This is a genomic window from Vibrio sp. CAU 1672, assembly GCF_029223195.1.
Lineage (GTDB): Bacteria > Pseudomonadota > Gammaproteobacteria > Enterobacterales > Vibrionaceae > Vibrio.
On sequence record NZ_JARHUF010000013.1, the window covers coordinates 35,976 to 60,143 of the forward strand.

Sequence of the window (24,168 nt, forward strand, 5' to 3'; positions counted from 1 at the left end):
GCCAAGAACAAAAAATGTCGCAGTCGCGTTATGACGCTTAAGCGTGTCCAGAAGTGTGTTGGTAATCTCATCTGGCCCGTCGTCAAATGTAATAGATATTAGTTGTTTGATAGGAGCCACCTTTCTGCGTTTGAAATGACGTTAAACGTATTACAGCTTAGGAATTGATTATAAAACGTTATGCACCCAGGCGGAGAGACAGGTCGACAAGTAAAGCCATTATCTGCGATGGTAACGACAAAGTTTGCCGTTCATATTGATTAACTTAATAAATTATTAAGAGGGGTTTCAACGCTGCTTGTTATTCACTGTATCTCAGGCCGGTGATAGTAAGACTGCAGCGTATAGCGAACTGCTCCGGGGTGATTGATAAGGAGTCCGCTGTACCAGTAGCATGCTGACTGGTGATAAGGAAGTGTTCTATCCACGCCGCGTTTTCATCATCAGTGGCACTGGATTGCTTTCGTTCCTGATCAGACAAGGTATTCACCAGCGGTGTGATTGAGTGTATCCAGGGCGAAACGGATCTCTTCTCTGTTTTGGCTGGTCAGGCCGAAGAACAGGCACACCCCCTGTTGGTAATTGCGCTTCGCTTCATCCAGCATCATCGCCTGCAGGGTACCGGTTTTTACCCACGGTGCAGCGAGCGCATCCGATAACGCTATCCAGCCACCGTCAGCCAGCAGTTGTGTGGCCAGGCCAATGGTACTGACTTTTTCGGTGACATTGGAGACACGGAAATGCCCCAGGTCACCTTCATCGGTGTGGGAAAGTTCATACTGGGTCTCGAGCCGGAGATCTTCCATTGAGACGCCGTCTTGATCTGCGAATGGGGAGGAGGGGTGAATATAAGCGCTTACGGCTAAGTTACCTATGTACAGAGAAGCAATCCGGGCTTGGGTTCTGGGGTTATTTTCAGTTGCCATCACGGCAATGTGACACTCTCCGTTTTCAATGCATTGATAGGCGTGAGCCCGGGAGGATGGGACGCAGTCAATGTTCAAATGTGGGTACTGGCTTTTGAGCGTTCTGATTGTTTTACCGAGCCACTCTGGCGGGATTTGCTCATCATGCATCAGCACCAGCTTATCCAGCGGATCATCGAGTAAAGAAAACGCCTGCAGTTCAAAGTCTTTTGCCTGCTTACTCAGGTTGGTGGCGCGAGTGATCAACTGCTTGGCAGCGTCGGTGGGTTTGGCTTTGCGTCCTTCAATCTGAAACAGTTTAACGCCGAGTAGGTCTTCTAAAGTTACGACATGTTCTCTGATGGTGCTGCGTTCTCGGCCGGCGGCACGAGCTGCTGCACTGTAAGAACCGTGTTGATAAACAAGAGTAAAGGCGTGAATTTGTTCGATTGATATCATGCTTTGTATCTATTAATCAGAAGCTTAGCTGATAAAGATACACTTTTAGCGCTTACTTGTCTGCCTGGTGGGGTAAAAAAGCCCTGATTTAATCAGGGCTTGTGATTTATGCCGGGTGGTGACTATTTTGCGTTATCCAGCAGTTCGGCGACTTTTCTGAAATAGGCCGGTGCTTTGACTTCACCGTAAGGGGCGATGTATGGTGTGGCTGAGAAGTACACCGCTGCGAAGTCGCGCTCAGGATCGACATAGATACCTTGTCCGCTGTTACCGTGTTTGTACATCGCACCATCTTCAAAGAAGAAGTCAAACTGGTAAGCGCCTTTTACCGGTTTCTCTGCAAACAGGCCGATGGCTTGCTTTTCCTTATGCCCGCCAACAAAGGCTTCTACCTTACCGGCAGTGCGGATCTGCTCAAGCAGCGCGGGGGTAACCACTTGTTCGTGGGCGACTTTGTCCCAGCTTGGCGTATACAGGGTAGCGTACTTGGCAAAGTCTTCCAGCGTTGAAGATATGATCGCCAGGTTAAGTGGTGTGCCATCCGGTGTCAGGTGCACCATCAGCGGCATACGCGCGCCCAGTTTACCCCAGATACGCTCCTCGACAACGTCTGTCCAGCGCTTGTTGGTGGCGTTTTGGATCACCTGGCCCAGTACATGGGTGTTTAGCGAAGAGTAACGGAAGCGATCGCCCGGCTGTTCGTTTTTAAGCGGCTGGACATCTTTCAGCACATCACGCCAGGTTTCACCCTCAGTACAGCGCTCAGTTGTGCCCAGTGCCGAGCTGATAAAGCGTACGAATACGCCGTCCGGATCAAGGATTGAGCTGTTGTTTTCTTCGTGATCCAAACCAGTTGTGTGGTTAACCAGATCAAGTACCGTCACTTTGTCCCATGCTGTACCTTTCAGCTCCGGCACGTATTTGGTTGACGAGGCATTGAGGTCAAGTATGCCTTCTTCAGCCAGCATCGCCGTGACAAGGCCGGTGATGGTTTTCGATGACGACATCCAGACATGGGTATCGGTTGGCTTCATACCCGGGTAGGCTTGATAAACCACTTTACCTTTGTGGATCATCATTACCCCCTGGTGACGGAACGTCGGATGAACGAAGTAGTCGTCCATTTTCAGCTCACCTTCACTGTCGGTGTTCACTACGATGTTGCCGATCTCACTGTTGAGGTTGCGCTCCAGAACCATTTGCTCATTGGCGGGGTTAACCATGTCGGTGCGCATGAATGTGCTCCAGTTGGTCAGGTAGTAAAGCGTATGGTCGCCGCCCATCTGAGCGTGGAAGCTTTCAAAGCTGTCGTAAGCGGCCTGGACAAAATCCAGATCAAATGGTTGTTTCGCCGCGCTGACCGGCAGCGTCACGCTGGCTCCCGGTTCGCTGAGGTATTTTGCCAATGGGTGATCAGCCGGTACATTTGCGTGTGCAGACAACGCTGCGGCAGAAGTCAGCGCTAAGGTAAGGGTTTTTAGTGCGAATTTTTTCATGTTTTTCCCCAAAGGTAGAAACGTTACAGGAACAGGATTGTTTTGATTCGTTGCCATTTTATCCGAATCAACCATGCATAAAATTACATTATGTAGGGGAACGTGCCCCATAACTCATGGTCAGAAAAAAAGAGCCCTGCTAGGGCTCTGTATCGGTAGGTTTATTTTCAATGGCGCTTATTCGATGCGCTCAATAACGGTGGCGATACCTTGCCCCATGCCGATGCACATGGTTGCCAGGCCATAACGGCCTCCGCGTTGCTCCATGATATTGAGCAATGAACCGACAATACGAGTCCCCGAGCAGCCCAGAGGGTGGCCAAGAGAGATCGCGCCACCATGCAGGTTGACTTTATCATCGCGTTGCTCCCACAGGCCCAGATCCTTCAGACATGGAATGGCCTGCGCAGCAAAGGCTTCGTTGACTTCAGCAAAATCGATCTGGCTGATGTCTAAGCCCGCTTTTGCCAGGGCTTTGTGTGTGGCCGGGACCGGGCCGTAACCCATGATAGCAGCGGGTACACCAGCGCTAGTTGCAGCAATCACCCGTGCCCGAGCGGTCAAGCCAAGTTCCGCGGCTTTTTCCTCACTCATTACCAGTAAGCATGACGCTCCGTCAGACAGGGCAGAGGAGGTACCTGCGGTTACTGTGCCTCGAGGGTCAAATACCGGACGGAGTGTCGCCAGGGATTCGGCGGTGGTTTCCGGGCGGATCACTTCATCATGCTTGACCAATACCGGCAGGCCGTTGGCGTCATGTCCCATGGTCGGCACGATTTCGTTGTCAAACCGGCCTTCAACTGTGGCCTGGTGGGCAAGGCGGTGCGAGCGAGCGCCCAGCTCATCTTGTTCTTCGCGAGATACTTTGTGTAACTTACCCAAGGCTTCGGCTGTCAGCCCCATCATTGCCGACGCCTGTGCCATATGGCGGTTATAGCCGTTCATGCTGATGCCTTTGGTCATCGGCACATGACCCATGTGTTCGACACCGCCTACCAGTACTACATCAGAATCGCCGGCTTTAATTGCGCGGGTTGCCATATGCAGTGCATCCATTGAGGAGCCGCAAAGTCGGTTGACGGTTGTCGCTGGAACGGTCTCAGGCAAGCCTGCCTGCAGTGCAGCCAGACGAGCCAGGTTGGCACCTTGCTCTTCGGTTTGTTGTACGCAGCCCCAGATCACATCGTCAATCTGCGTCGCATCCAGTTTTGCTTGTCGTACCAGCATACTTTTCATTAAGTGAGCCGATAGATCATCGGCACGCACATGGCGAAATACCCCGTTTTTTGATTTACCCATTGGGGTACGAATCGCATCAACAATAACTACATTTTTCATCTTATTTCTCCCCATCAGGCGTAAAAGTTCTGGTTGTTTTCGGCACGTTCAATCAAGCCTTGTGGTATCGCGTAAAGCGGGCCTAACGGTTCATACTGTTTGGCCAGTTCAACCAGATTTGCCAGACCCAGGTTATCCATGTAGTAGAAAATGCCACCACGGAATGGAGGGAAGCCGGTTCCGTAAACAAACGCGATATCGCCTTCCTGTGGTGAGCGGATAATGCCTTCATCCAGACAGCGAATCGCTTCAAACATCATTGGCAGCATCATCCGCATGGTCACTTCTTCGTCTGTGAACACTACTGGGGCGGCGCATTCGCTATCGAGCATCACTTGGGTATCCACACTTGGTGTTGGCTTCAGGCGGCCTTTGCGGTCTTTCTCGTAAGTGTAGAAACCATGCTCAGATTTCTGGCCCAGCTGGCCTTTCGTGCATAGTTGCTCAATCAGGTTCACTGCTGGTTTGGCTAAGCGGGCAGGGAAGGCCTCATCCATCACGTCCATGCAGTGCTTGGCGGTATCGAGGCCAATCACATCAGCCAGGTGGGCCGGGCCCATTGGCCAGCCAAAACCTTTGCTCATCACTTTGTCTGCCTGGGCAATGTTACCGCCATCCACCAACAGCTGGTTGAATGCCAGGAAGTACGGCGTGAGGCAGCGGTTAACCAGGAAGCCGGCACAGTCGTTGACCACCACCGGAACTTTACCCAGTTGCAGGACATAGCTGACCGCTTTGGCGATGGTTGACTCAGATGTCTTTTCGCCGCGGATTACTTCTACCAGCGGCATGCGATGGACCGGGTTGAAGAAGTGAATACCACAGAAGTTCTCAGGTTTTTTCAGCGCCTGGGCCAGACCGCTGATCATCAGGGTCGAGGTGTTTGAGGCAATTACCGCATTAGGGGCTGTCTCTTCCAGCTGCGCCAGTACCTTTTCTTTGACCAGCGGGTTTTCGACCACGGCTTCGATAACCAGATCGTTATCCGCCAGTGAGGCGTCGTGCAGTGTCGGGACGATACGGTTGAGCACTTCGCCCATGGCGCGAGGAGATTTCTTTTTACGCTCTACCTGTTTCGCCAGCAGGTTGTTCGCTTCGGCCAAACCCAGAGCCAGGCCTTGCTGGTTGATGTCTTTCATTACCACATCCAGGCCACGATCGGCACTGACATAAGCGATGCCACCGCCCATGATACCGGCACCAATGACACCCACTTGCTTGGTTTTCTCAAAGCTTGCGCCTTCGACCAGTTTTTTCGTTGATGCTTTGACGGCCATATCGCTGAGGAACACGTTGACCAATGCATCGGCAACGCCACTTTCAGCGCAGGCCACAATGCCTTGTGCTTCGATTTTCAGCGCGTCATCACGGGTGCAGCGCGCCACATTAAACACTGTGTCGAGAATAATGCCGGGTGCCGGGTAGTGCGGACCGGCTGCTTTTGCGACCATACCGCGGGCAACATTGATTGACATTGCGAGTTCCAGGTCGTTAAGCGGCAGAGGCTGACGCTTCTCGTCCTGGCGAGCCTGCCAGTTCAAATCACCGCTGATGGCTCGGTCGATCACCTGCAATGCCTGTTCAATGACATCGTGCTGCATAGGGTCGATGATGCCGTCAATAACATGATCCGTCAGAGCTTTGTCTGCCGAGTGGTTCTTGCCTGTGGTTAACCAGGTCAGTGCCGTATCCACGCCGACAATGCGCGGTAGACGAGTCACGCCGCCCCAGCCAGGCATAATGCCCAGTTTGACTTCAGGCAGGCTGATCTTGGCGTCTTTGGTTGCCAGGCGGTAGTCGGCAAGCAGTGACAGCTCAACACCGCCCCCGGCCGCGACACCATTGATGATGGCAACTTTCGGGCAGCCGAGATCTTCAATGCGGTTGTAAATGGAGTGAACCCAGCCAAGGAAAGGGGTAATACCCGTCTCACCTTGTTTGAACAGATCACGGAATGCTTTGACATCCGCACCGGCGCTGAATAGCGCCTTGCCAGAGCGAATGATAAGACCTGCTGGCTGGTGGTTTTCTAATTCGTTGATACACGCTTCGAGTTCAGTCAGTGCGGCGTTACGCAGGGTATTCACCGGATCTTTCTCGGCATTGAAAACCAGCTCCATAACGTCGTTGCGGCCGGCAATGGTATTGAGCGTAAAAAATTGACCTTGATACATATTCAGTGTTCCTCTTACTTTGCCAGACCAAGCTGAGTTGCTTCTGTTAACAGTGCATCTCTAAATTGTGGGTGGGCGATATTGATCAGTGCCTTGACCCGTTGTGAAGTCGTCAGGCCGCGCAGGTCTGCCGCGCCGTATTCGGTCACAATCACCTGGGTGTCATTACGTGGTGTGGTGATTGGGGTGCCGGTTGGCAGTGCGATACGGATATTCGATTCCAGGCCTTCTTTACCGTCACGGGTTGATGACAGCCCCAGAATGCTTACACCACCTTTAGACATGCCAGCGGCGCGCACGAAGTCTAACTGGCCGCCGGAACCGGAAATTTGCGAGAAACCCACGCCTTCTGATGCGACTTGCCCCACCACATCGACCATTACACAGGTGTTGATTGAAACGAAGTTGTCGTTTTTGGCGACTTCATAGGCATCGACGACATCGGCCATGCCGCCCATTTCGATCGCTTCATTGTTGTGCAGGAAGTCCATCACTTCTTGCGGGCCGGCGGCAAAGGCTGCCACGATCTTGTTTGGTTTGTGGTTCTTGAGTTTGCCGCTCACCGCACCGGCTTTACACATTTCCATCAGCGATTCGGTGAACATTTCGGTATGGATACCGAGGTCTTTGCGGTCACGCAGCGCCATCCCCATTGCGTTAGAGATGGTGCCGATGCCGATTTGTACTGTCATGCCATCTTTAATATACGGGCTGACATGCTGGGCAATTTGCTGCTCCAGTTCGCTCGGCTCACCCGCTTTCGGCGTTGCAATGCTGTGGTGGCCTTCAACCAGGAAATCGGCGTAATCGACATGGATAATATTGTCGTGGTTGCCAATAAAAGGTTGTTGTTCGTTGACGACAAAGATGACTTTTTGCGCGTATTTCAGTGCTTCTTTACTGCCGACACCGCCACAGGCGCCCAAGCTGACGTAGCCGTCTTCATTTGGTGGCGTGACTTCAATGATGACCGTGTTCGGCTTCAGAGTGGCGAAAATCTGCTTAAAGTTGGAGAAGTGGAAGTTCATGATCTCGATATTACCGCCATGCTGGCATTTACGCTCAAGCGGGCCCATGAACAGGCTGACGTGTTTGAAATTCTGCTTGTATTGTGGTTTGAGGAACTCAAATGGGTAGGTCATTAAACCGGTGTATAGCTCACAGCCGTGGAAGTGGGTCAGGTGCTTGTCCAGTTCTTTAAGAAAGACTACAGGCATAGACAGCAGGCCGCCGGCCCAGATTTTGTCGCCAGATTCAATTTTGCCCACAGCCGACTCAAGTGAGATGATTTTGTCAGCGAATTGGTTTTTCCAGTCAGTCATAGTGACGCTCTCAATATTTTGCATTTTGGGTTGTAAGATATGCCATCATCGACCTTGATGTATGAAGCAAATCCGCGTCCAAAGCTTTTAATGTAGGGGAGAATGTCCGTTTCACAGCCTACAGCTTACTCTGTTGACTGAGGTCAATATTTGGCATTTTGAGACAGTTAATATGCAAGGTAAGACAGGGTTTGGCTTTGTGGCTAACGTCACAAAATTGGAGCGAATGGTGATATGAAGCATACCAAGGTGACGTTTGAAGACGCGCTTTCGGTGCACCCGGGGTGGCTGAAGTTAATGCAACCGGAAAGCAGCGATTTGCCTTCCATTAAGGTGAATGAGAGTGGCCGGTTGCATGTGCATGACTTGCGTAATGTGCTTTATCAGGCTTATGAAGCAGAGCGCTCGCCCTTATTGCTGACCCGCATGGCTCAGCGGGTCGGACCGCTGACCTTTGGTGGCTTCTCTACTGCCTTATGGACAGCCGACAACCTTGATGGCATGTTTCGCGTGCTGGAAAAGTTTGTGATGGTGATGAGCGCCCCGGTTCGGGTTAAATACAAACTCGACCGGCAGGGTAATGCCGAGTTGTGGGTGCTTGATACCGAATCACTGGGTAAAGAATCGAAAGTCAGTTTTCTCGGCATCACCCTGTTTGTTGCCACCATCATTCATATTATCCAAAGTGTTTTACCCAGAAGTGGGGTGTCACTAGAGGTTTGCCTGCCTGAGCACCGTTACTCGCCTGAGGATAATGCTAACCTGGAGGCCGCAACCCAGTGCCGGATCAGAGAGGGTTCCCCGATCAGAAAGCTGGTTACTCCTAAACGTTTTTTATATGAGCCGTTTGCTGAGCGGGATAAAGCGCTGCACTTTAGCTGTGTGAACCTATTGCGTGAAGAGGCTGAACGGCTAAAGAAAGATGATCTTATTCTGCAGATTTACCAGTTTCTTAATCAGCACCATCAGCTGGGCGACATTAGCGGGGAATCTGTCGCCGCTGCGTTGAACATGAATATCCGCACCCTTAATCGCCACTTGGCGTTGCAAAACACCAGTTATCGCGGCGTGGTGGAGAAATACAAACTGGAAAAAGCCCTTCATCTGCTCGAAGCAGGCCGGGTTAATATGACCGAAATCGCCTATCAGCTGGGCTTTTCGGATCTGAGTACTTTTTCACGCGCGTTTAAGCGCTGGACCGGCAGTTCGCCTTTATCCATAAGACAATCAGCGGAAAACACCTGAAGTAAGATATGATTTGGGTCAAACTTGCTGGTGATGTCTGTTAGTGCTAATAGGATGTCCTAAAATGCCAAGTAATAGCGGTAAGCAATTGGTTTAATGCCCACAGATTTTGTCACTGGATGAATCCGGTGCATACCAATATGTGGAGTGTTAAATGTTGAAACAACAGCACGAGGTGCTTTTTGAACCGATGAAGATCGGTTCATTAAAGCTGAAAAACCGTTACTCAATGGCCCCGATGGGCACATTGGGCTGCGTGGATAACGATGGTGCTTACAACCAGCGTGGCGTGGAATATTATGTTGCCCGCGCGCGCGGTGGCGTGGGGCTGATCATTACCGGCGTACAGATGGTTGAGAATGAACTGGAACAGTTCCCGATGCCATCTTTGCCTTGCCCGACCAATCACACGACGGCGTATATTCGCAGTGCCAAAGAGATGACTGAGAGGGTTCATACCTATGGTGCAAAAATCTTTGCCCAGCTGACCGCAGGCTGGGGACGTTCGTGTATTCCCGGCTTTACTCCGGAAGATAAATCAATTGCGCCATCTGATGCGCCTAACCGTTTTGACCCGTCGATTCAGCACCGCGAGCTGACAACCGATGAAGTCAAATATTTTATCGGCAAGTTTATTGAGTCTGCGGCAATTGCGCAGAAAGCCGGTTTTGATGGGGTTGAAATCCATGCGGTGCATGAAGGTTACCTGCTCGATCAGTTTACCATGGAGTTCTTTAACCAGCGCACTGACCAATATGGCGGCAGCTTTGAGAACCGTTACCGTTTTGCGGTAGAAATTGTTCAGGGGATCAAAGCTATTTGTGGCCAGGATTTCCCGGTTTCACTGCGTTACTCAGTGAAAGGTAACATGAAAGGCTTTGGCCAGGGGATCTTACCTGGTGAAATCGCCGAGGAAGTCGGCCGGGATATGGAAGAGGGGCTTAAAGCGGCGAAGTATCTACAGGATGCCGGCTATGACGCGCTGAACGTGGATGCCGGTACCTATGATTCATGGTACTGGAACCATCCGCCTAACTATTTTGAGCCGGGAATGTACAAGCCGTACTGTAAGGCGGTGTCGGAAGTGGTCGACATTCCGGTACTGATGGCCGGTCGTATGGAAAACCCTGATCTGGCGGCCCACGCAGTGAGCGAAGGCATTTCGGACGGGATTTCCCTGGGCCGTCCTCTGCTTGCCGATCCGGACGTGGTGAACAAAATCCGCCGCGGACGCTTTGAAGAAGTAAGACCTTGCTTATCGTGTCACCTGGGCTGCCTTGGCCGCATGGCCGAAGTGGGTAACCTGTCGTGTGCCGTGAACCCAAGCTGTGGCCGTGAAGAAGAGTTTCGCTTGCAGCCGACCCACCGTTCGCAGAAAGTGGTGGTAGTGGGCGGCGGTGTCGCCGGTATGGAAGCGGCGCGAATTGCTGCTGAACGCGGACATAAAGTAGTACTTCTGGAGAAGTCGTCTCAGTTGGGCGGTAACGTTATTCCGGGCTGCCAGCCTCCATTTAAACATGACGACAAACTGCTGATTGAATGGTTTGCCGGTGAAATGCAGCGTAAGAATGTTGAGGTGCGCTTCAATACCAGCGCGGATAAAGTAACCATTGAGGCGGAAAAACCTGACAGCGTGATTTTTGCGACAGGCTCCCGTCCGGTGAAACCGGGGTGGCTGAACGGCCAGGATAAACCGCACGTGATAATCGCGGAAGATATGCTGATGAACCCGGAGAAAATTACCGGTGACAAAGTCACGGTTGTGGGTGGCGGTCTGGTTGGCGCGGAAGCGGCGCTGTGGATGGCACAGCAAGGCAAAGCGGTCACGTTGATTGAAGCAAGTGATGATATTATTGGTGGTCCACATGGTACCTGTTTTGCCAACTACCAGATGTTAAAAGAGCTGTTGGTCAAAGAGCAGGTGACGGTAATGATCTCGACGTTGTTGCAAACCATCACCAATACTGCTGTTGTCGTCAAGCACGAGCAGCGTGACATGGAAATTCTTTCTGACCATGTTGTTCTCGCCCTGGGCTATCAGGCAGACGATCACCTGCACGAAGCACTGGCTAATCAGCTTGATGTCGAGAATGTGTTTAACATCGGTGACAGCCAGAAAGCGCGGACTATCATGACTGCCATCTGGGACGGGTTCGAAGTCGCCCGTACGCTGTAATTATGCGTTATACCAAACAGGGACGTTTGGTTTTTCTCTTGCATTTGCCTGCCTGGTTTTTGTGTCAATCACGTCTTGCCCCATCGTGCGGTCTACAATACGATTTTTCCTGCATAATTTTCTGAACACCGACTTATCCAGAACGGTGTAAACCAGCCCATCGTTGCCAACAGGCTGATCACCATCAGTCAATCGATGCGAGGTATTTGGCAATCAGTTTGATCTCCTCATCACTGTAATGCGCCATAGCCACCTCCATCGGCACAAACAAGCCATTTTTTCGCTGTTTCAGTTTGTAGTCTTTCATCTGGTTGAACAGGTACATTTCGCTTTGGCTGCCAATTTTGGGGTACATCGGCATTACCGGTTGGTTACCGTTTTCGCCATGGCAGGTGCCACATCCTCCTTTGCCGGGAGAGAGATACAATTGTTTGCCCTGCGCGAAATCATCCACTGCCAGTACGGGCAGAGAAAGCATTGCTGCTAACAGAGTAAGTGCCGCTTTCATGGTTATCTTTCCTCACGGTTGGTGTTGCGGTTGCTGTGACTCAGGCAGTTCAGCCATGCCTGAAGGTATTCCCCATCATGTTGAATATAACCGGCATAGCGATAGCTGATCCGGTTATTTATCACCACCATACTGGCAGGTAACCCCTGAAAGCCTAACTGATGCAGCCTGGCCAAATCCGGTTCGGTGGTTTTGGCCAGGTGGCGAATACCTAATTGTTTATACCGGGTGTCAATTGCCTCAGGATTATCTCCCAGATGGATGGTGTCGATGGCGTAGTCGTCGGCGTTTGCGATGCGATCGAGCATCGGCAGCTCTTTTAGGCAAGGCGGGCACCATACTGCCCACAGGTTTACCAGAGTTACGGGGTGGCTACTACCCGGCCAGGTTTGAGTGCCGTCAAGCTCGGTGAAGCCGTCGGGTGGCGTACAGGGCTGAGCAACGGCCGAAGCCGTGAGCAGTAACAGACTAAAAGTCGGGGTGAGCTTATTCATTGAGGTATCTCTGTAAACTCTGGCCAATCTTCAGGCCGCCTTCACCGTAGCCAAACACATCAATCAGCTCTCTGTCCGGGCAACTGGTGTATCCGACTCCAATCAGCAGGTATTTATCCGGCCAGGTTTTTTCGGTTACCGTACCTAAGTTGTGCTCTTGCAGTTCAAACTGCAGTGGTGCGGCCAGTGCGCCCTGAGCCAGTAACCCCAGCGTGAGCAGGCCATAAATAAAGTAAGAGATGAGTAATCGCATAGTCTCTCCTGATCAATGACAGATGGTGTTGGTGATCCCCATCACGATGTGATGAGGTTGTCGGAGCCCGGTATCGATAGCGGGGCGCTGCTTATTGAGCCGAATATCGTAGATGAACAGTTCACTGCTGTTTTCCTGGGTGGCAAACAGAGTTTTGGAGTCGGAAACCACCACGACTTCATTCAGCGGTTGCTTGAGCGTGAGTGTGGTTGCTGCGTTTGGCTCGGCCAGTTCGAAAATGTTGAGTGTATTTTGGCTCTCGACAATGCCGATGGTCTCCAGCCAGCCAGCCAGCCGGTACGGATCGATTTTGGTGCCTGGTCAAACTGGAACTGGTTCACCCGTTCACCGGACCAGGTATTGAAAACCTGGGCCTGACCGTTTTCTGCCACAAATACCATGTGTTCTGAATCTGAACTGACGTAAGGGCGCCAGGGCCTTGCCTGCATCGGGTAGGATTTGTATGGCGCTTCAGCAAACAGATCCCAGACGGCCACCGAGTTGGTTTGGTAGTCCGACACCATTGCCAGGCGGGCGTCTGGTGACAGGGTAATATCCGATACCTGGCCGTCACCGAGCTGGATGGTGGTCTGCTGGCCGTCGTGATTACGATAAATCAGCGTTTTGCCGCTGTTCGCTTCGGTGACATACAGGTTATAGCCGCCGTTGTCGAAATTGAGGCTAAAAGGTGAGCGGATCGTGTCAATCGACGCGACATGTTCGTGTTTCAGCGGCTTGATGATGTCAATCCGATCCTGGCTGCTGACCGCCAGCTGTGCACCTCTTTTGCGGTCAAATCTTCAATGGTGCGGTTAATGGTGTAGTCTTCATGACCATTATCGATATCTTCTGCCGTTTGCAGCGTGGGGGCGACAAACAGGGAAGAAGCAAGGCTGACAGAAAACAGTGTAATAGGTTTCATTTATAGAGGATGAAAAAGCCCTGCTGGAGGCAGCAGGGCTTTATTTTGCATAGTTGGCCTGATTAAGCGATAACCAGGAAGAAAATACAGGTGGCGACGATACCAATCAGGGCGTACGGGAACTGAGTGGTGGCGTGTTGCATTGAGGTACAGCCAGAACCTTGCGCAGACAGGACGGTTGAGTCACTGAAGAAGCACGAGTGGCTGCCGGCCGCCGATGCAGAGAGCAGCGCTGCAACCGTGAGGTGAAGTGGTACGCCAAGCTGTTCACCAAGCGGCAGTACAATCGGCATGGCAACAGCAAACGTACCCCATGATGATGCGGTGGCAAAGACCAAAGCACCGGTGATCATAAAGATGATGGCCGGGAAGTACGAAGCGGATAAGTAAGGACTCACGGTTTCAATCACGTATTGCGTGACGCCCAGCGAATCGTTAACGTTTTTCAGCATAAAACCGCCGATCACGGTCGCCAGTGGTAGTAGCATCACCTTGATGCCGTCATAAACCGCTTCGAACATATCGTTCATCGAGATGAGCTTTTGCGCTCCGTAGAAACAGATGGTGAAGATAATCGCGACAAACACCCCGGCCAGCAGATCAATACCGAAATACCAGCTGGCAGCCACTAGTACGACCATCGGCAGCAGGAAGTTAACCAGACCGACAGTCGGACTGGTGTGGGCTGAGACATCGGCACCAAAGTCGATGTCGGTGGCGCCGTCCGGGCGAACCTGACCATTTTTGGCACGCTGTTCTGCTTGTTTCATTGCGCCCAGGTCCGGGAGTTTTTCCATGGCAACCAACAACACAATCAGCAGTGTAACCCAGCCATAAGCCATGTAAGGGATAGCTTCAATGTACGCTTTGATGCCCTGGCCGCTTTCCGCCACACCATTGGCTTCCAGCAATGAGCTGAAGAAAATCGCCCAGGTAGAGATTGGCACCAGGATACAGATAGGTGCCGCCGTTGAATCAACCAGATAAGAAAGTTTCTCGCGTGAAATCTGGTAACCATCAGTGACTTTCTTCATCGAAGAGGAGATGGCAATCGCATTGAGGTAGTCATCGATAAAGATCAAAATGCCGAGGAAAAAGGTCATCAACATAGACTGTTTACGGCTTTTGACTTTGGTGACCAGCATGTCTGAGAAACTAAGGATACTGCCGCCTTTCTCCAGTATCGCGATCAGCCCGCCCATCAGGCCACAGACCAGAATGATCCAGGCGATGGTCTCGTTCATCATCACATCCATCGAGATACCGACGATCTGCTCGACCGCCTCTGCCGGGTTGAGCAGCAGCACACCGGCGATGGTGCCGCTGAACAGCGCCTCGACCGTTCTGTGGGTGGTAAGAGCGAAAACCAGTACCAGTGCGGTGGGAAGAAGACTCATCCACCCGTAGGCTTGCCCTTCTTCATGGGTCAGGCCGATGGAGGTAAATAAGATGAAAGTTGCCACAACCAGCAGGGTGACCAAAATGTGTTGGCTGTTTGTTTTCAGCGGCGCGTCCAGCGCCTTAGTTTGCGTCGTCATAGTGTGCATTTCCTTTTGTTATGCTGAGTGCAACATCCAGTCGATTTCCAAAGGGGTGATGGCTCGTTCAAACTCCTCGAGTTCACTCCGTTTACAAGCTAAGTACAAATCGATAAATTCCCAGGTGATGTAATGAGCCAGTTCACTGCGTTCTAACTGTTCGAGTGCTTCTGACATGCGCACCGGCAAGTCAATGGCATCATCACTGAGGTCGGGAGGACATTGGTCTTTGGTATAGTTATCACTCGCTAATACTGCGGAAAGTACTACGGCAGCGAGAATGTAAGGATTAACGTCAGCTCCGGCGATGCGGTGTTCAATCCGGCGGTTTTTACTGTCACTGATTGGTACACGCAAGGCCACACCACGATGGTTGATCCCCCAGTCGGCTTTAGTCGGAACATAAGCGCCGGGGACAAAGCGGCGGTAAGAGTTAACGTTAGGACAAATCAAAGCCATGGAATCGGATGTTTGAGCAAGCATCGCTGCCATGGTTTGATAAAACAGGTCACTGGCCTGGCCGTCTGGCTGGCTGAAGTGATTATTGCCCACTGCATCGAGCAAGCTCAGATGGATATGCATGCCATTGCCCGCTTCTTCGGTAAATGGTTTGGCCATAAAGGTGGCGTCGAAGCCATGCTGGTGAGCGATTTGGCGGATCAGGCGTTTGGCAATAATGATTTCATCGCAGACCCGGAGCACATCCTTGGAGTGATTAAAGTTGATTTCAAACTGGCCGGGGGCCGATTCAGACAGTGCCCCGGAGGTGTTTAGCCCCTGTTCTTGTGCGACCTGGTTCAGGTCAGAGAGAAAATCAGCATAGTCATCAAGTCCATTTAAATCATAGACTTCGGTATCCTTTTCCCGCGTCTTTTTCTTGGGGTTGATTGCGGTGAGCAGTTCGCCGTTGTCGCCGCGCGTTTTGTCAATTAGGTAAAATTCCAGTTCAAGCGCCACGCAGGGATACTGGCCTCTGGCGTGCAGCTGGCCGAGCATGTTCGCTAAGATATTACGGATAAATAGCGGGCTGGGGTTGGCTCCGGTTTCATCCATCATGCTCAACATTAACTGCCCGACCTGCTCTTTGGCGGTCGGCATTAAGGTGTTGGCGATCGGGAAGCACATGTTGTCCGGTTCGCCGAGATCTTCGCCAAGGCCGGCGGACTCAACCACATTACCTTTGGTGTCGAGAGTAATAGTAGATAGGGGCAGTGCGACGCCTTTGTGCAATTTCTCCAGGACTGAGACCGGAATGCGTTTTCCTCTTGGCGTGGCGTTAATGTCGGTGAAAATGAGGTCAACAAATTCAATCTCGGGCCATTGCTGTCTAAAATTTTCAACTTCCTGTAAATACGATTCCATTTTTAGTTCTCCAGATAGCCTGATGAGCAGCGAGCTAAAAATAATTGGGTTAACATTTAAGTTACATTTATAAGACTAAAGTATTAAGCCATTCAATTATTTTCTTGTTTTACAGTTATTTGCATTGATTTAACTGTGTTTGGTTGGTTTGTGTTTGGGTTAAAATGTTAACTATTTTGTAACAGCTGGCGCTGTTTTGCTCAATATAATGAGCATAAATCGCTGCTTTTTTGGCCAAAAGAGTGGGATGGATCACGAAATGGTCATAATATCGAACATTGGTGTTGATAATTTTGTACACGGTTTGTAGTGTGTTTGTTAAATAAATTGAACGCGGAAACACTATGACTGAAGCAAGAAAACCGATCATTGGTATCGTGAGCTGCGCAAAAGAGTTGGGTGGTTACCAAATCCAGGCGGTTAACGACTTTTATCTGCGTGCGGTCAAAGACTTTGGTGGCTTACCTTTAATGCTGGCGCCAGAGATGACCGGGGAGGACGCTGCCACCCTGTTGGAGTTGTGTGACGGTCTGTTATTTCCCGGCAGTCATTCAAATGTCGCACCGCATCGCTATAACGCGACGCATGTGGAAACCAAAACCGATGAAGCCCGTGACGAACTAGCGCTGAATCTTATCCGCCAGGCGGTGGATAAAGACATTCCATGTCTGGGTATTTGCCGTGGTTTTCAGGAAATGAACGTGGCCTTGGGGGGCAGCCTCAACCCGGCGGTGCATGAATTTGGTTTTAACGATCATCGCGAAAATCCCGTTGAGAATTTTGACGAAAAATATGCCCCTGCTCACGCGGTTTTGGTCCAGAAGCAAAGCCTGTTTGAACAGTGGCTGGTCAATAACCACTGGGATACGACGACCTTGTTTGAAGTTAATACGCTGCACAATCAGGGGGTTGATAAGCTGGCACCCGGACTACAAATCGAAGCCAAAGCGCCCGATGGCTTAATTGAGGCGTTCAGTCTTCCGGGACAGAAATTTTTCATCGGCGTGCAGTGGCACCCAGAATGGAAAGCAAAAACCAATCATTTCTCTCAGATTTTGTTCAAAGAATTTATCATGGCAGCCTCTCTTTAATTTAGGAGCTGCATGAATGGACAATCATCAGATTGGTAAAAATATTGTTCAGTTACGGAAACAACACGGATTGTCGCAACGAGAACTCGCCGAGCGCGCAGGTATTACACACAGCGCCATCTCTTCGATAGAGAACGGAAAGGTCAGCCCTTCGGTGAGCTCGTTGCAAAAAATAGTTAACGTTTTTTCATTATCACTTTCTGAGTTTTTCACCTTTGAACAATCGCAAAGTGACGAAGTAAAAGTGGTAATCACACCGGAAGAGTTAATTGAAATGGGCAGCGAGTCGGTTTCGATGAAACTGGTGAGTAACGGCAGCAAAGATCAGGTGATTGGATTTCTGATCGAGGAGTATGCCCCACTCAGCACCACAGGTGCCGGTGAAATCAGACATGAAGGCGAAGAGATTGGTACGGTTCTGGAGGGGGAAATCACTCTGGAATATAAAGGACAGTCTCACGTTATCAGGCAGGGTGAGTCGTACGTCATTGATACGACCCAGCCGCATAAGTTTACAAATCACACGGACAAGGCTTGTCGAATGATAAGCGCGCATACGCCAACCACATTCTGAGTGGGCCTTGCCTTGTTGTGATAACAAGGAGAGCGTATGAAAACCCAAGAGCAATGGCTAGAGCTTAAACAACATCTTAACATTGAAAGCAGGGCGTACATCAACGGCGAATACAGTTCCGCCAAGAGTGGCCAAACGCTGGAAGTCATCAATCCGGCTACCGATGAAAAGCTGACAGAGATTGCCCGCTGTCAGCAACAGGATGTGGATCTTGCGGTTAAATGCGCTCGACAAGCTTTTCAGGCTGGTCAATGGAGCCAGAGTGCGCCGGTACAGCGTAAAAAAATACTCAATAAGTTTGCTGATTTGATTGATCAGCACCGCGATGAGCTCGCGCTGCTTGAAACCCTCGATACCGGTAAACCGATCGCCCACAGTGTGTCGACTGATATTCCCGGTGCGGCCAATTCCCTGCGCTGGTATGCCGAAGCGATCGACAAAGTGTATGGTGAACTCGCTCCGACTGAGCAGAATGTTCACGCCTATATTTCTCATCAGCCAATCGGGGTGGTGGCGGCCGTGGTCCCCTGGAACTTCCCGCTGTGGCTGGCGTGCTGGAAACTTGGGCCTGCGCTTGCCGCCGGCAATAGTGTGATCCTTAAACCTTCCGAAAAATCCTCTCTTACCGCGATTTATCTGGGCCAGTTGGCGGCACAGGCGGGTCTGCCAAACGGTGTCTTTCAGGTTATCACCGGTTACGGCCACGAGGTGGGTGATGCACTGGCGAAACATGATGATGTGGACTGTATCGCCTTTACCGGTTCTACCCGTATCGCTGGCCAGTTGATGGTTCGTTCCGGTGAATCGAATCTGAAACGAGTGTTCGCCGAAGCCGGTGGCAAAAATGCCAATATTGTTTTTGATGATTGTGATGATCTGGATCGCGCGGCCGCTGAAACTGCCGCCGGCTGTTTCTATAACCAGGGCGAGGTGTGTGTGGCGGCGACTCGTCTGCTGGTCCATGAAAGCATCAAAGACCGCTTTGTCGATAAGGTCATTTCCGCTGCCCGGGCCTTTATGCCTAAAGATCCGATGGATACGTCATCCTCAATGGGCGCATTGATCGACCAGGAGCACAAGGCGAAAGTGTTGCAATACATAGACCTGGGCCAATCGGAAGGGGCGGTGCTGCGCTGCGGCGGTGACGTGCAAGGCCCCGGCGCGTTTGTTGAGCCGACTATCCTCGACAACGTGGACAACAAAATGCGGGTTGCCCAGGAAGAAATTTTTGGCCCGGTTTTGTGTGTGATTCCCTTTAAAGATGAAGCTCAGGCCATCGCGATCGCCAACGATTCAAAGTATGGCCTCGGTGCGGCACTGTGGAGCAGTAACATCAACCGCGTACACCGCGTTGCCAAGCAACTTCAGGCCGGATCGGTCTGGGTAAATAACTACAACGAAGGTGACATGACCGTCCCGTTTGGCGGATTCAAAATGAGTGGTAATGGCCGTGACAAGTCATTACACGCTATCGAAAAATTCACTGAAACTAAAACGACTTGGATTCGTCTTCACCCTTAAGCCTACGACGATTAAGAAAGGAATATCTCTATGAACAAGCATACGGATTCGTTCTACGCTCATTCTGTGCCTAACATGCCGGATTACCCACAATTACAAGAACATATAGAGTGTGATGTGTGTGTCGTCGGCGCGGGTTTTTCCGGGTTGTCATCAGCCCTGCATCTGGCCGAAAAAGGCTTCAAAGTGGTGGTGCTGGAAAGTGCCAAAGTCGGGTTTGGAGCAACAGGTCGTAACGGCGGCCAGATCGTTAACAGTTACAGCCGAGATGTTGACGTGATTGAAAGCCGTTACGGCCAACACCAGGCCAAAGCACTGTGTGACATGATTTTTGAAGGTGGCGATATCATTCGCGGCCTGATAGATAAATACGATATTAGCTGTGACTTCAAACAAGGTGGCCTGTTTACCGCCCTGAACACCAAGCAGCTCAAAGGGCTGGAAGAACACAAAAAAAACTGGGAGCGCTATGGTAACGATCAGCTGACCCTGCTCGATGCCGCCCAGGTGGAAGAAGCGGTCGGCACCCAGGTTTATCACGGCGGCCTGCTGGATATGCGCGGTGGCCATATCCACCCGTTAAAACTGGCGTTAGGTGAAGCAGCGGCCTTTGTATCACTGGGCGGGCAGATTTTTGAGCAGTCGGCGGTGACCTCAATCGAGAAGGGTGCCAACCCGGTGGCGAAAACCGCTAAAGGCAGTGTTAAGAGTAAGTACCTGGTGCTGGCCGGTAATGCCTACCTTGGCGGCCTGGCACCGAACATCAGCAATAAGGCCATCCCGTGCGGCACTCAAGTGGTGGCAACGGAAGCGTTAACTGAAGAGCAGCTGAAACATATCCTGCCAAGTGACTACTGTGTGGAAGATTGCAATTACCTGCTGGACTACTTCCGCCTCAGTGCGGATAAGCGCCTTCTGTTTGGTGGCGGTGTGGTGTATGGCGCGCGCGACCCGGAAAACGTCGAAGCGTTGATCCGTCCTAAGATGGAGAAAGTGTTCCCGCAGCTGAAAGGGATCAAGATTAATTACACCTGGACGGGTAATTTCCTCCTGACTTATTCACGGATGCCGCAGTTTGGCTCATTTTCCGACAACATCTATTACCTGCAAGGTTACAGTGGCCATGGCGTGACCTGTACCCATCTGGCCGGCAAGTTACTGGCAGAAGCGTTAACCGGACACGCTGAGCGCTTTGATGCATTTGCCGCTCTCAAGCACTACGCCTTCCCGGGTGGCCGTCATTTCCAGATCCCGTTTACGGCGATCGGTGCGGCGTATTACAACTTGCGAGACAAACTGGCGATTTAACAGATAAGGAACATCCAATGAGTAACGTCGTGAAATTTGCAGCACTGCAATTAACCAAGAGCTGGGATCTGGAGGATAATCTCAACAAGGCAAAAAACGCGATTCGTGAAGCGGCACAAAATGGTGCCAACGTAATTTTGCCTCAGGAGTTATTTGCCGCGCCGTACTTTTGCAAAAAGCAGCAAGCCAAGTATTTCGAACTTGCCGAAGAAACTGGCCATTGCCGGCTTATCCAGGAGATGAGTGTACTGGCGAAAGAGTTGGGGGTGGTGATCCCGGTCAGTTACTTTGAAAAAGCCGGTAACACCTTTTTTAACTCGCTGGTGATGATCGATGCCGATGGCACGGTACTGGAGAACTACCGTAAGTCGCATATCCCGGACGGACCGGGTTACAGCGAAAAATACTACTTTAGCCCTGGCGATACAGGATTTAAAGTCTGGCAGACCCGGTTTGGCAAGTTTGGTGCCGGGATCTGTTGGGACCAATGGTTCCCTGAGCTGGCGCGTTGCCTGGCGCTACATGGGGCCGAAGCGATTTTTTATCCGACCGCCATCGGCTCGGAGCCACAGGATGCAAGCCTGGATTCGCGTGACCACTGGCAACGCACTATGCAGGGCCATTCGGCGGCGAACCTGGTACCGGTGATTGCCTCAAACCGGGTCGGCACCGAAGTTGATGACGGCGTTGAAACGACGTTTTATGGATCATCGTTTATTACCGATCACACCGGGGGCAAGCTGGCCGAAGCCCCACGTGAAGGTGAAGCAATCATCTATGCGGAGATCGATTTAGCTGCCACCGCCAAAGCGCGTCACGCCTGGGGCCTGTTCCGTGACCGGCGTCCGGACCTTTACACCAGCGTTGGTAAGCTGGCTGTTTAGAGGGGCGTTAAGATGCAGTTATCGACAACACCTAAACAAGACGGATTTTACTTCCCGGCTGAGTTCCAGCCGGTGAGCGAAGTCTGGTTAGCCTGGCCCGAGCGGCGTGATAACTGGCGTGCCAATGCGCTTCCGGCGCAAAAAACCTTTGCCACTATCGCCAATGCCATCGCTGAGGTGACCAAAGTGTACGTGGCGGTGAGTGCCAGGCAGTTTGACCATGCCAGAGGGCTACTTCACCCCGACGTGAGTTTGGCTGAAATTCCCTTTGACGATGCGTGGATGAGAGACATCGGCCCGACGGTGGTGGTCAACCAGGCCGGGGCGCGGCGGGGGATCAGCTGGCAGTTTAACGCATGGGGCGGTGAGTATAACGGCCTGTACCAGAACTGGCAGCAGGATGATCAGGTGGCAAGTGCTGTCTGTGACATTATCGGCATTGACTACTACCGGGCGCCGTTTGTTCTTGAGGGCGGGGCGATCCATACCGATGGCGAAGGAACGCTCTATACCACGGAAGAGTGCCTGTTGAGCTCCGGCCGGAACCCGCACCTGAGCAAGCTGCAGGTTGAAGAGCAGTTAGCGGCTTATCTTGGTATCGACAAAGTGGTGTGGTTGCCGAACGGCCTGTTCAATGATGAAACGGACGGACATGTTGACAACCTGCTGCATGTGATAGCGCCGGGGAAAGTGGTGCTGAGCTGGAGTGATGATCCCAACGACCCGCAATATGCGTTGTCTCGTCAGGCAGAGCAGGCGCTGACTGCGCAGACCGATGCCAGGGGACGCCGTATCAAGGTTATCCGTTTACCGATCCCCGGCCCGCTGCACTACAGTGAAGGTGAAGCCTGCGGGATTGATCCCAGTGCCGGAATGACGCGGGCAGCGGGCGTGCGCCTCAGCGCGTCGTATGCCAACTTTTTGATCGTCAATGAATATGTGTTTTTGCCGTTACTGGATGAAGCAACTGATGACCATGCGATAGAGATTTTGCAACGTGCGATGCCGGATCATCAGATCATCGGCATACCCTCGAGGGAGGTGTTACTCGGAGGCGGCAATATTCACTGCATTACGCAGCAAATCCCGGCGTAAAACCTATTACCGTCCACTTTTCCCCCAGTAAGTGGCATACAAAGCTGTAAAAAGGAACTACCATGCAACAAATCAAAAATCAAAGTCTTCTTTCGTTTATGGTGCCCAATCAAGAGCAGGGCATTGCGGTCACCAACCCGGCGACGGGCGCGGTACTCGGTTATGCCCCGGTGGCTTCTGAACAAGCCATTCTTGATGGGATTGAACGTGCCAGTGTGGCGCAAAAAAAGTGGGCGGCAACACCGGCGAAAACGCGTTCGCAACTGTTGCTGCGCTGGCATCAACTGCTGCTGGATAACAAGCAGGACCTTGGCCGCTTGATGACGCTGGAACAAGGCAAGCCTCTGGCGGAAGCGCAGGGGGAGGTGCTCTACGGTGCCAGCTTTATTGAATGGTTCGCGGAAGAAGCCAAGCGTACCTACGGCGAAACTATCCCCGCGCCGACCAGTGATAAACGCCTGATGACCATCAAGCAGCCTATTGGCGTTGCATGTGCCATTACGCCGTGGAACTTCCCCATTGCGATGATCACCCGTAAGGCCGGGCCGGCATTGGCGGCCGGTTGCAGTTTTGTGGTGAAACCATCGGAATCCACGCCGTTGTGCGCGTTTGCCGTGGCAGAGCTGGCGTATCAGGCCGGTATTCCGCGCGATGTGCTTCAGGTGGTGCTTGGCGAAAGCTCGCGTCAGGTCGGCGGCATTTTTACCTCGCATCCGTTGATCCGTAAGCTCTCGTTTACCGGCTCTACCCAGGTGGGCAGCATTTTGATGCAGCAAAGTGCGCACGATATCAAACGTACTTCAATGGAACTGGGCGGGAATGCGCCGTTCATTGTGTTTGATGATGCCGACATTGATGCCGCCGTGGCAGGGGCGATGGCGTCCAAGTTCCGCAACGCCGGCCAGACCTGTGTCTGTGCTAACCGTTTTTATGTACACAGCCGGGTCTATGATGAGTTTGTTGCCAAGTTTGATGCGGCGGTACAACAGCTTAAGGTCGGTAATGGCCTGGAAGAAGGCGTTCACATCGGGCCGCTGATCAGCGAATCGGCGAAGCAGAATATCCAGGCGCTGATTGATGGCGCGATTGAGCAGGGCGCACAGCCGGTATCGCAACCGGCGGTGTTAGATGGCCTGTTTATGCAGCCGGTGGTGCTGAAAAATGTCAGCCATGACATGCAGATCGTTTCCGAGGAAATCTTTGGCCCGGTCGCTCCGGTCATACGTTTTGACAATGACGAGCAGCTGATTGAGATGGCCAATGACACCATCTATGGTCTGGCGTCTTACTTCTATAGCCAGAACATTCACCGGGTGTGGAAGATTGCCGAGGCGCTGGAGTACGGCATGGTCGGCATTAACGAAGGCCTGATCTCTACTGAAGTGGCGCCGTTTGGTGGGGTGAAACAGTCCGGGATCGGACGTGAAGGGGCAAAACAAGGTATCGATGAATACATGGATGTGAAATATCTCTGCTTTGGCGGTAACTAATAAGGACAAGACA

Annotated in this window: 22 protein-coding genes; 10 read left to right on the forward strand and 12 right to left on the reverse strand. The window is 51.8% G+C overall.

Annotated features, from left to right (window positions below; genetic code table 11):
* Nucleotides 1–301 precede the first annotated feature (301 nt).
* From P2G85_RS13020 to P2G85_RS13045, 6 genes are all read right to left on the reverse strand, one after another.
* Entirely contained in the window at nt 302–481 is a 180-nt protein-coding gene (locus P2G85_RS13020) for a hypothetical protein (RefSeq protein WP_275864516.1), read from the reverse strand.
* Complete coding sequence (locus P2G85_RS13025) at nt 474–1,364, reverse strand: LysR family transcriptional regulator (protein ID WP_275864517.1); 891 nt, start codon at nt 1,362–1,364, stop codon at nt 474–476. The genes P2G85_RS13020 and P2G85_RS13025 overlap by 8 nt, the downstream gene beginning before the upstream one ends.
* Before the next feature lie 122 nt (nt 1,365–1,486).
* Nucleotides 1,487–2,860 (reverse strand): serine hydrolase domain-containing protein, encoded by a 1,374-nt coding sequence (locus P2G85_RS13030; RefSeq protein ID WP_275864518.1) that lies wholly within the window; start codon nt 2,858–2,860, stop codon nt 1,487–1,489.
* Between the two features lie 177 nt (nt 2,861–3,037).
* Nucleotides 3,038–4,198 carry an acetyl-CoA C-acyltransferase FadA gene (gene fadA / locus P2G85_RS13035; protein WP_275864519.1) on the reverse strand — a complete coding sequence of 387 codons (1,161 nt, stop codon included), beginning with the start codon at nt 4,196–4,198 and terminating at the stop codon, nt 3,038–3,040.
* Nucleotides 4,199–4,212: 14 nt separating this feature from the next.
* A complete protein-coding gene (gene fadB / locus P2G85_RS13040; protein ID WP_275864520.1) occupies nt 4,213–6,372 on the reverse strand; it encodes a fatty acid oxidation complex subunit alpha FadB in 2,160 nt (719 codons plus the stop codon).
* Nucleotides 6,373–6,386: 14 nt separating this feature from the next.
* Nucleotides 6,387–7,694, reverse strand: a complete 1,308-nt coding sequence (locus P2G85_RS13045) for an acetyl-CoA hydrolase/transferase C-terminal domain-containing protein (protein WP_275864521.1) — start codon at nt 7,692–7,694, stop codon at nt 6,387–6,389.
* A gap of 234 nt (nt 7,695–7,928) precedes the next feature.
* On the opposite strand from P2G85_RS13045, the gene P2G85_RS13050 reads away from it, so the two are divergent.
* Nucleotides 7,929–8,939 carry an AraC family transcriptional regulator gene (locus tag P2G85_RS13050; RefSeq protein ID WP_275864522.1) on the forward strand — a complete coding sequence of 337 codons (1,011 nt, stop codon included), beginning with the start codon at nt 7,929–7,931 and terminating at the stop codon, nt 8,937–8,939.
* Between the two features lie 154 nt (nt 8,940–9,093).
* On the forward strand, nt 9,094–11,115 hold the full coding sequence (locus P2G85_RS13055) for an FAD-dependent oxidoreductase (protein WP_275864523.1): 2,022 nt from the start codon (nt 9,094–9,096) through the stop codon (nt 11,113–11,115).
* 184 nt (nt 11,116–11,299) lie between these two features.
* On the opposite strand, the gene P2G85_RS13060 is transcribed toward P2G85_RS13055, so the two are convergent.
* Genes P2G85_RS13060 through P2G85_RS13070 form a run of 3 tightly spaced genes read right to left on the reverse strand, consistent with a single transcriptional unit; the run spans nt 11,300 to nt 12,370 of the window.
* Nucleotides 11,300–11,593 (reverse strand): c-type cytochrome, encoded by a 294-nt coding sequence (locus P2G85_RS13060; RefSeq protein ID WP_275864583.1) that lies wholly within the window; start codon nt 11,591–11,593, stop codon nt 11,300–11,302.
* A 32-nt stretch (nt 11,594–11,625) separates the two neighbouring features.
* Nucleotides 11,626–12,117 carry a TlpA disulfide reductase family protein gene (locus tag P2G85_RS13065; RefSeq protein ID WP_275864524.1) on the reverse strand — a complete coding sequence of 164 codons (492 nt, stop codon included), beginning with the start codon at nt 12,115–12,117 and terminating at the stop codon, nt 11,626–11,628.
* The gene (locus P2G85_RS13070; RefSeq protein WP_275864525.1) at nt 12,110–12,370 is read right to left on the reverse strand and encodes a hypothetical protein; all 261 of its coding nucleotides are present in this window, start codon (nt 12,368–12,370) and stop codon (nt 12,110–12,112) included. The genes P2G85_RS13065 and P2G85_RS13070 overlap by 8 nt, the downstream gene beginning before the upstream one ends.
* A 15-nt stretch (nt 12,371–12,385) precedes the next feature.
* Between P2G85_RS13070 and P2G85_RS13075 the strand changes: the two genes are divergently transcribed.
* A complete protein-coding gene (locus tag P2G85_RS13075) occupies nt 12,386–12,748 on the forward strand; it encodes a hypothetical protein (RefSeq protein WP_275864526.1) in 363 nt (120 codons plus the stop codon).
* Between the two features lie 349 nt (nt 12,749–13,097).
* Here P2G85_RS13075 and P2G85_RS13080 read toward each other — a convergent pair whose 3' ends face one another.
* The 3 genes from P2G85_RS13080 to P2G85_RS13090 all read right to left on the reverse strand — a co-directional run bounded on the left by P2G85_RS13080 (nt 13,098) and on the right by P2G85_RS13090 (nt 16,192).
* Nucleotides 13,098–13,292, reverse strand: coding sequence for a hypothetical protein (locus tag P2G85_RS13080; RefSeq protein ID WP_275864527.1), 195 nt, complete (start codon nt 13,290–13,292; stop codon nt 13,098–13,100).
* A gap of 62 nt (nt 13,293–13,354) precedes the next feature.
* A complete protein-coding gene (locus tag P2G85_RS13085; protein WP_275864528.1) occupies nt 13,355–14,830 on the reverse strand; it encodes a Na+/H+ antiporter NhaC family protein in 1,476 nt (491 codons plus the stop codon).
* A gap of 18 nt (nt 14,831–14,848) precedes the next feature.
* Nucleotides 14,849–16,192 carry a glutamine synthetase family protein gene (locus P2G85_RS13090; protein WP_275864529.1) on the reverse strand — a complete coding sequence of 448 codons (1,344 nt, stop codon included), beginning with the start codon at nt 16,190–16,192 and terminating at the stop codon, nt 14,849–14,851.
* A gap of 344 nt (nt 16,193–16,536) precedes the next feature.
* Between P2G85_RS13090 and P2G85_RS13095 the strand changes: the two genes are divergently transcribed.
* From P2G85_RS13095 to P2G85_RS13125, 7 genes are all read left to right on the forward strand, one after another.
* Nucleotides 16,537–17,283 (forward strand): gamma-glutamyl-gamma-aminobutyrate hydrolase family protein, encoded by a 747-nt coding sequence (locus tag P2G85_RS13095; protein WP_275864530.1) that lies wholly within the window; start codon nt 16,537–16,539, stop codon nt 17,281–17,283.
* A gap of 16 nt (nt 17,284–17,299) precedes the next feature.
* Nucleotides 17,300–17,857 carry an HTH-type transcriptional regulator PuuR gene (gene puuR / locus P2G85_RS13100; RefSeq protein WP_275864531.1) on the forward strand — a complete coding sequence of 186 codons (558 nt, stop codon included), beginning with the start codon at nt 17,300–17,302 and terminating at the stop codon, nt 17,855–17,857.
* Between the two features lie 36 nt (nt 17,858–17,893).
* On the forward strand, nt 17,894–19,378 hold the full coding sequence (locus P2G85_RS13105) for an aldehyde dehydrogenase (RefSeq protein ID WP_275864532.1): 1,485 nt from the start codon (nt 17,894–17,896) through the stop codon (nt 19,376–19,378).
* A 30-nt stretch (nt 19,379–19,408) separates the two neighbouring features.
* The gene (locus P2G85_RS13110) at nt 19,409–20,686 is read left to right on the forward strand and encodes an FAD-binding oxidoreductase (protein ID WP_275864533.1); all 1,278 of its coding nucleotides are present in this window, start codon (nt 19,409–19,411) and stop codon (nt 20,684–20,686) included.
* A gap of 17 nt (nt 20,687–20,703) precedes the next feature.
* Nucleotides 20,704–21,570: an N-carbamoylputrescine amidase gene (gene aguB / locus P2G85_RS13115; protein WP_275864534.1), complete on the forward strand. Its 867-nt coding sequence runs from the start codon at nt 20,704–20,706 to the stop codon at nt 21,568–21,570.
* A 12-nt stretch (nt 21,571–21,582) separates the two neighbouring features.
* Nucleotides 21,583–22,665, forward strand: a complete 1,083-nt coding sequence (gene aguA, locus P2G85_RS13120) for an agmatine deiminase (RefSeq protein ID WP_275864535.1) — start codon at nt 21,583–21,585, stop codon at nt 22,663–22,665.
* 62 nt (nt 22,666–22,727) lie between these two features.
* The gene (locus P2G85_RS13125) at nt 22,728–24,155 is read left to right on the forward strand and encodes an NAD-dependent succinate-semialdehyde dehydrogenase (protein WP_275864536.1); all 1,428 of its coding nucleotides are present in this window, start codon (nt 22,728–22,730) and stop codon (nt 24,153–24,155) included.
* The last annotated feature ends 13 nt before the right edge of the window (nt 24,156–24,168 follow it).

What these genes read in the sequence shown, in the direction of transcription:
- P2G85_RS13025 (WP_275864517.1), bottom strand. Translation starts at nt 1,364, where the DNA reads ATGATATCAATCGAACAAATTCACGCCTTTACTCTTGTTTATCAACAC.
- P2G85_RS13030 (WP_275864518.1), bottom strand. Translation starts at nt 2,860, where the DNA reads ATGAAAAAATTCGCACTAAAAACCCTTACCTTAGCGCTGACTTCTGCC.
- fadA (WP_275864519.1), bottom strand. Translation starts at nt 4,198, where the DNA reads ATGAAAAATGTAGTTATTGTTGATGCGATTCGTACCCCAATGGGTAAA.
- fadB (WP_275864520.1), bottom strand. Translation starts at nt 6,372, where the DNA reads ATGTATCAAGGTCAATTTTTTACGCTCAATACCATTGCCGGCCGCAAC.
- P2G85_RS13045 (WP_275864521.1), bottom strand. Translation starts at nt 7,694, where the DNA reads ATGACTGACTGGAAAAACCAATTCGCTGACAAAATCATCTCACTTGAG.
- P2G85_RS13050 (WP_275864522.1), top strand. Translation starts at nt 7,929, where the DNA reads ATGAAGCATACCAAGGTGACGTTTGAAGACGCGCTTTCGGTGCACCCG.
- P2G85_RS13055 (WP_275864523.1), top strand. Translation starts at nt 9,094, where the DNA reads ATGTTGAAACAACAGCACGAGGTGCTTTTTGAACCGATGAAGATCGGT.
- P2G85_RS13060 (WP_275864583.1), bottom strand. Translation starts at nt 11,593, where the DNA reads ATGCTTTCTCTGCCCGTACTGGCAGTGGATGATTTCGCGCAGGGCAAA.
- P2G85_RS13065 (WP_275864524.1), bottom strand. Translation starts at nt 12,117, where the DNA reads ATGAATAAGCTCACCCCGACTTTTAGTCTGTTACTGCTCACGGCTTCG.
- P2G85_RS13070 (WP_275864525.1), bottom strand. Translation starts at nt 12,370, where the DNA reads ATGCGATTACTCATCTCTTACTTTATTTATGGCCTGCTCACGCTGGGG.
- P2G85_RS13075 (WP_275864526.1), top strand. Translation starts at nt 12,386, where the DNA reads ATGACAGATGGTGTTGGTGATCCCCATCACGATGTGATGAGGTTGTCG.
- P2G85_RS13080 (WP_275864527.1), bottom strand. Translation starts at nt 13,292, where the DNA reads ATGAAACCTATTACACTGTTTTCTGTCAGCCTTGCTTCTTCCCTGTTT.
- P2G85_RS13085 (WP_275864528.1), bottom strand. Translation starts at nt 14,830, where the DNA reads ATGACGACGCAAACTAAGGCGCTGGACGCGCCGCTGAAAACAAACAGC.
- P2G85_RS13090 (WP_275864529.1), bottom strand. Translation starts at nt 16,192, where the DNA reads ATGGAATCGTATTTACAGGAAGTTGAAAATTTTAGACAGCAATGGCCC.
- P2G85_RS13095 (WP_275864530.1), top strand. Translation starts at nt 16,537, where the DNA reads ATGACTGAAGCAAGAAAACCGATCATTGGTATCGTGAGCTGCGCAAAA.
- puuR (WP_275864531.1), top strand. Translation starts at nt 17,300, where the DNA reads ATGGACAATCATCAGATTGGTAAAAATATTGTTCAGTTACGGAAACAA.
- P2G85_RS13105 (WP_275864532.1), top strand. Translation starts at nt 17,894, where the DNA reads ATGAAAACCCAAGAGCAATGGCTAGAGCTTAAACAACATCTTAACATT.
- P2G85_RS13110 (WP_275864533.1), top strand. Translation starts at nt 19,409, where the DNA reads ATGAACAAGCATACGGATTCGTTCTACGCTCATTCTGTGCCTAACATG.
- aguB (WP_275864534.1), top strand. Translation starts at nt 20,704, where the DNA reads ATGAGTAACGTCGTGAAATTTGCAGCACTGCAATTAACCAAGAGCTGG.
- aguA (WP_275864535.1), top strand. Translation starts at nt 21,583, where the DNA reads ATGCAGTTATCGACAACACCTAAACAAGACGGATTTTACTTCCCGGCT.
- P2G85_RS13125 (WP_275864536.1), top strand. Translation starts at nt 22,728, where the DNA reads ATGCAACAAATCAAAAATCAAAGTCTTCTTTCGTTTATGGTGCCCAAT.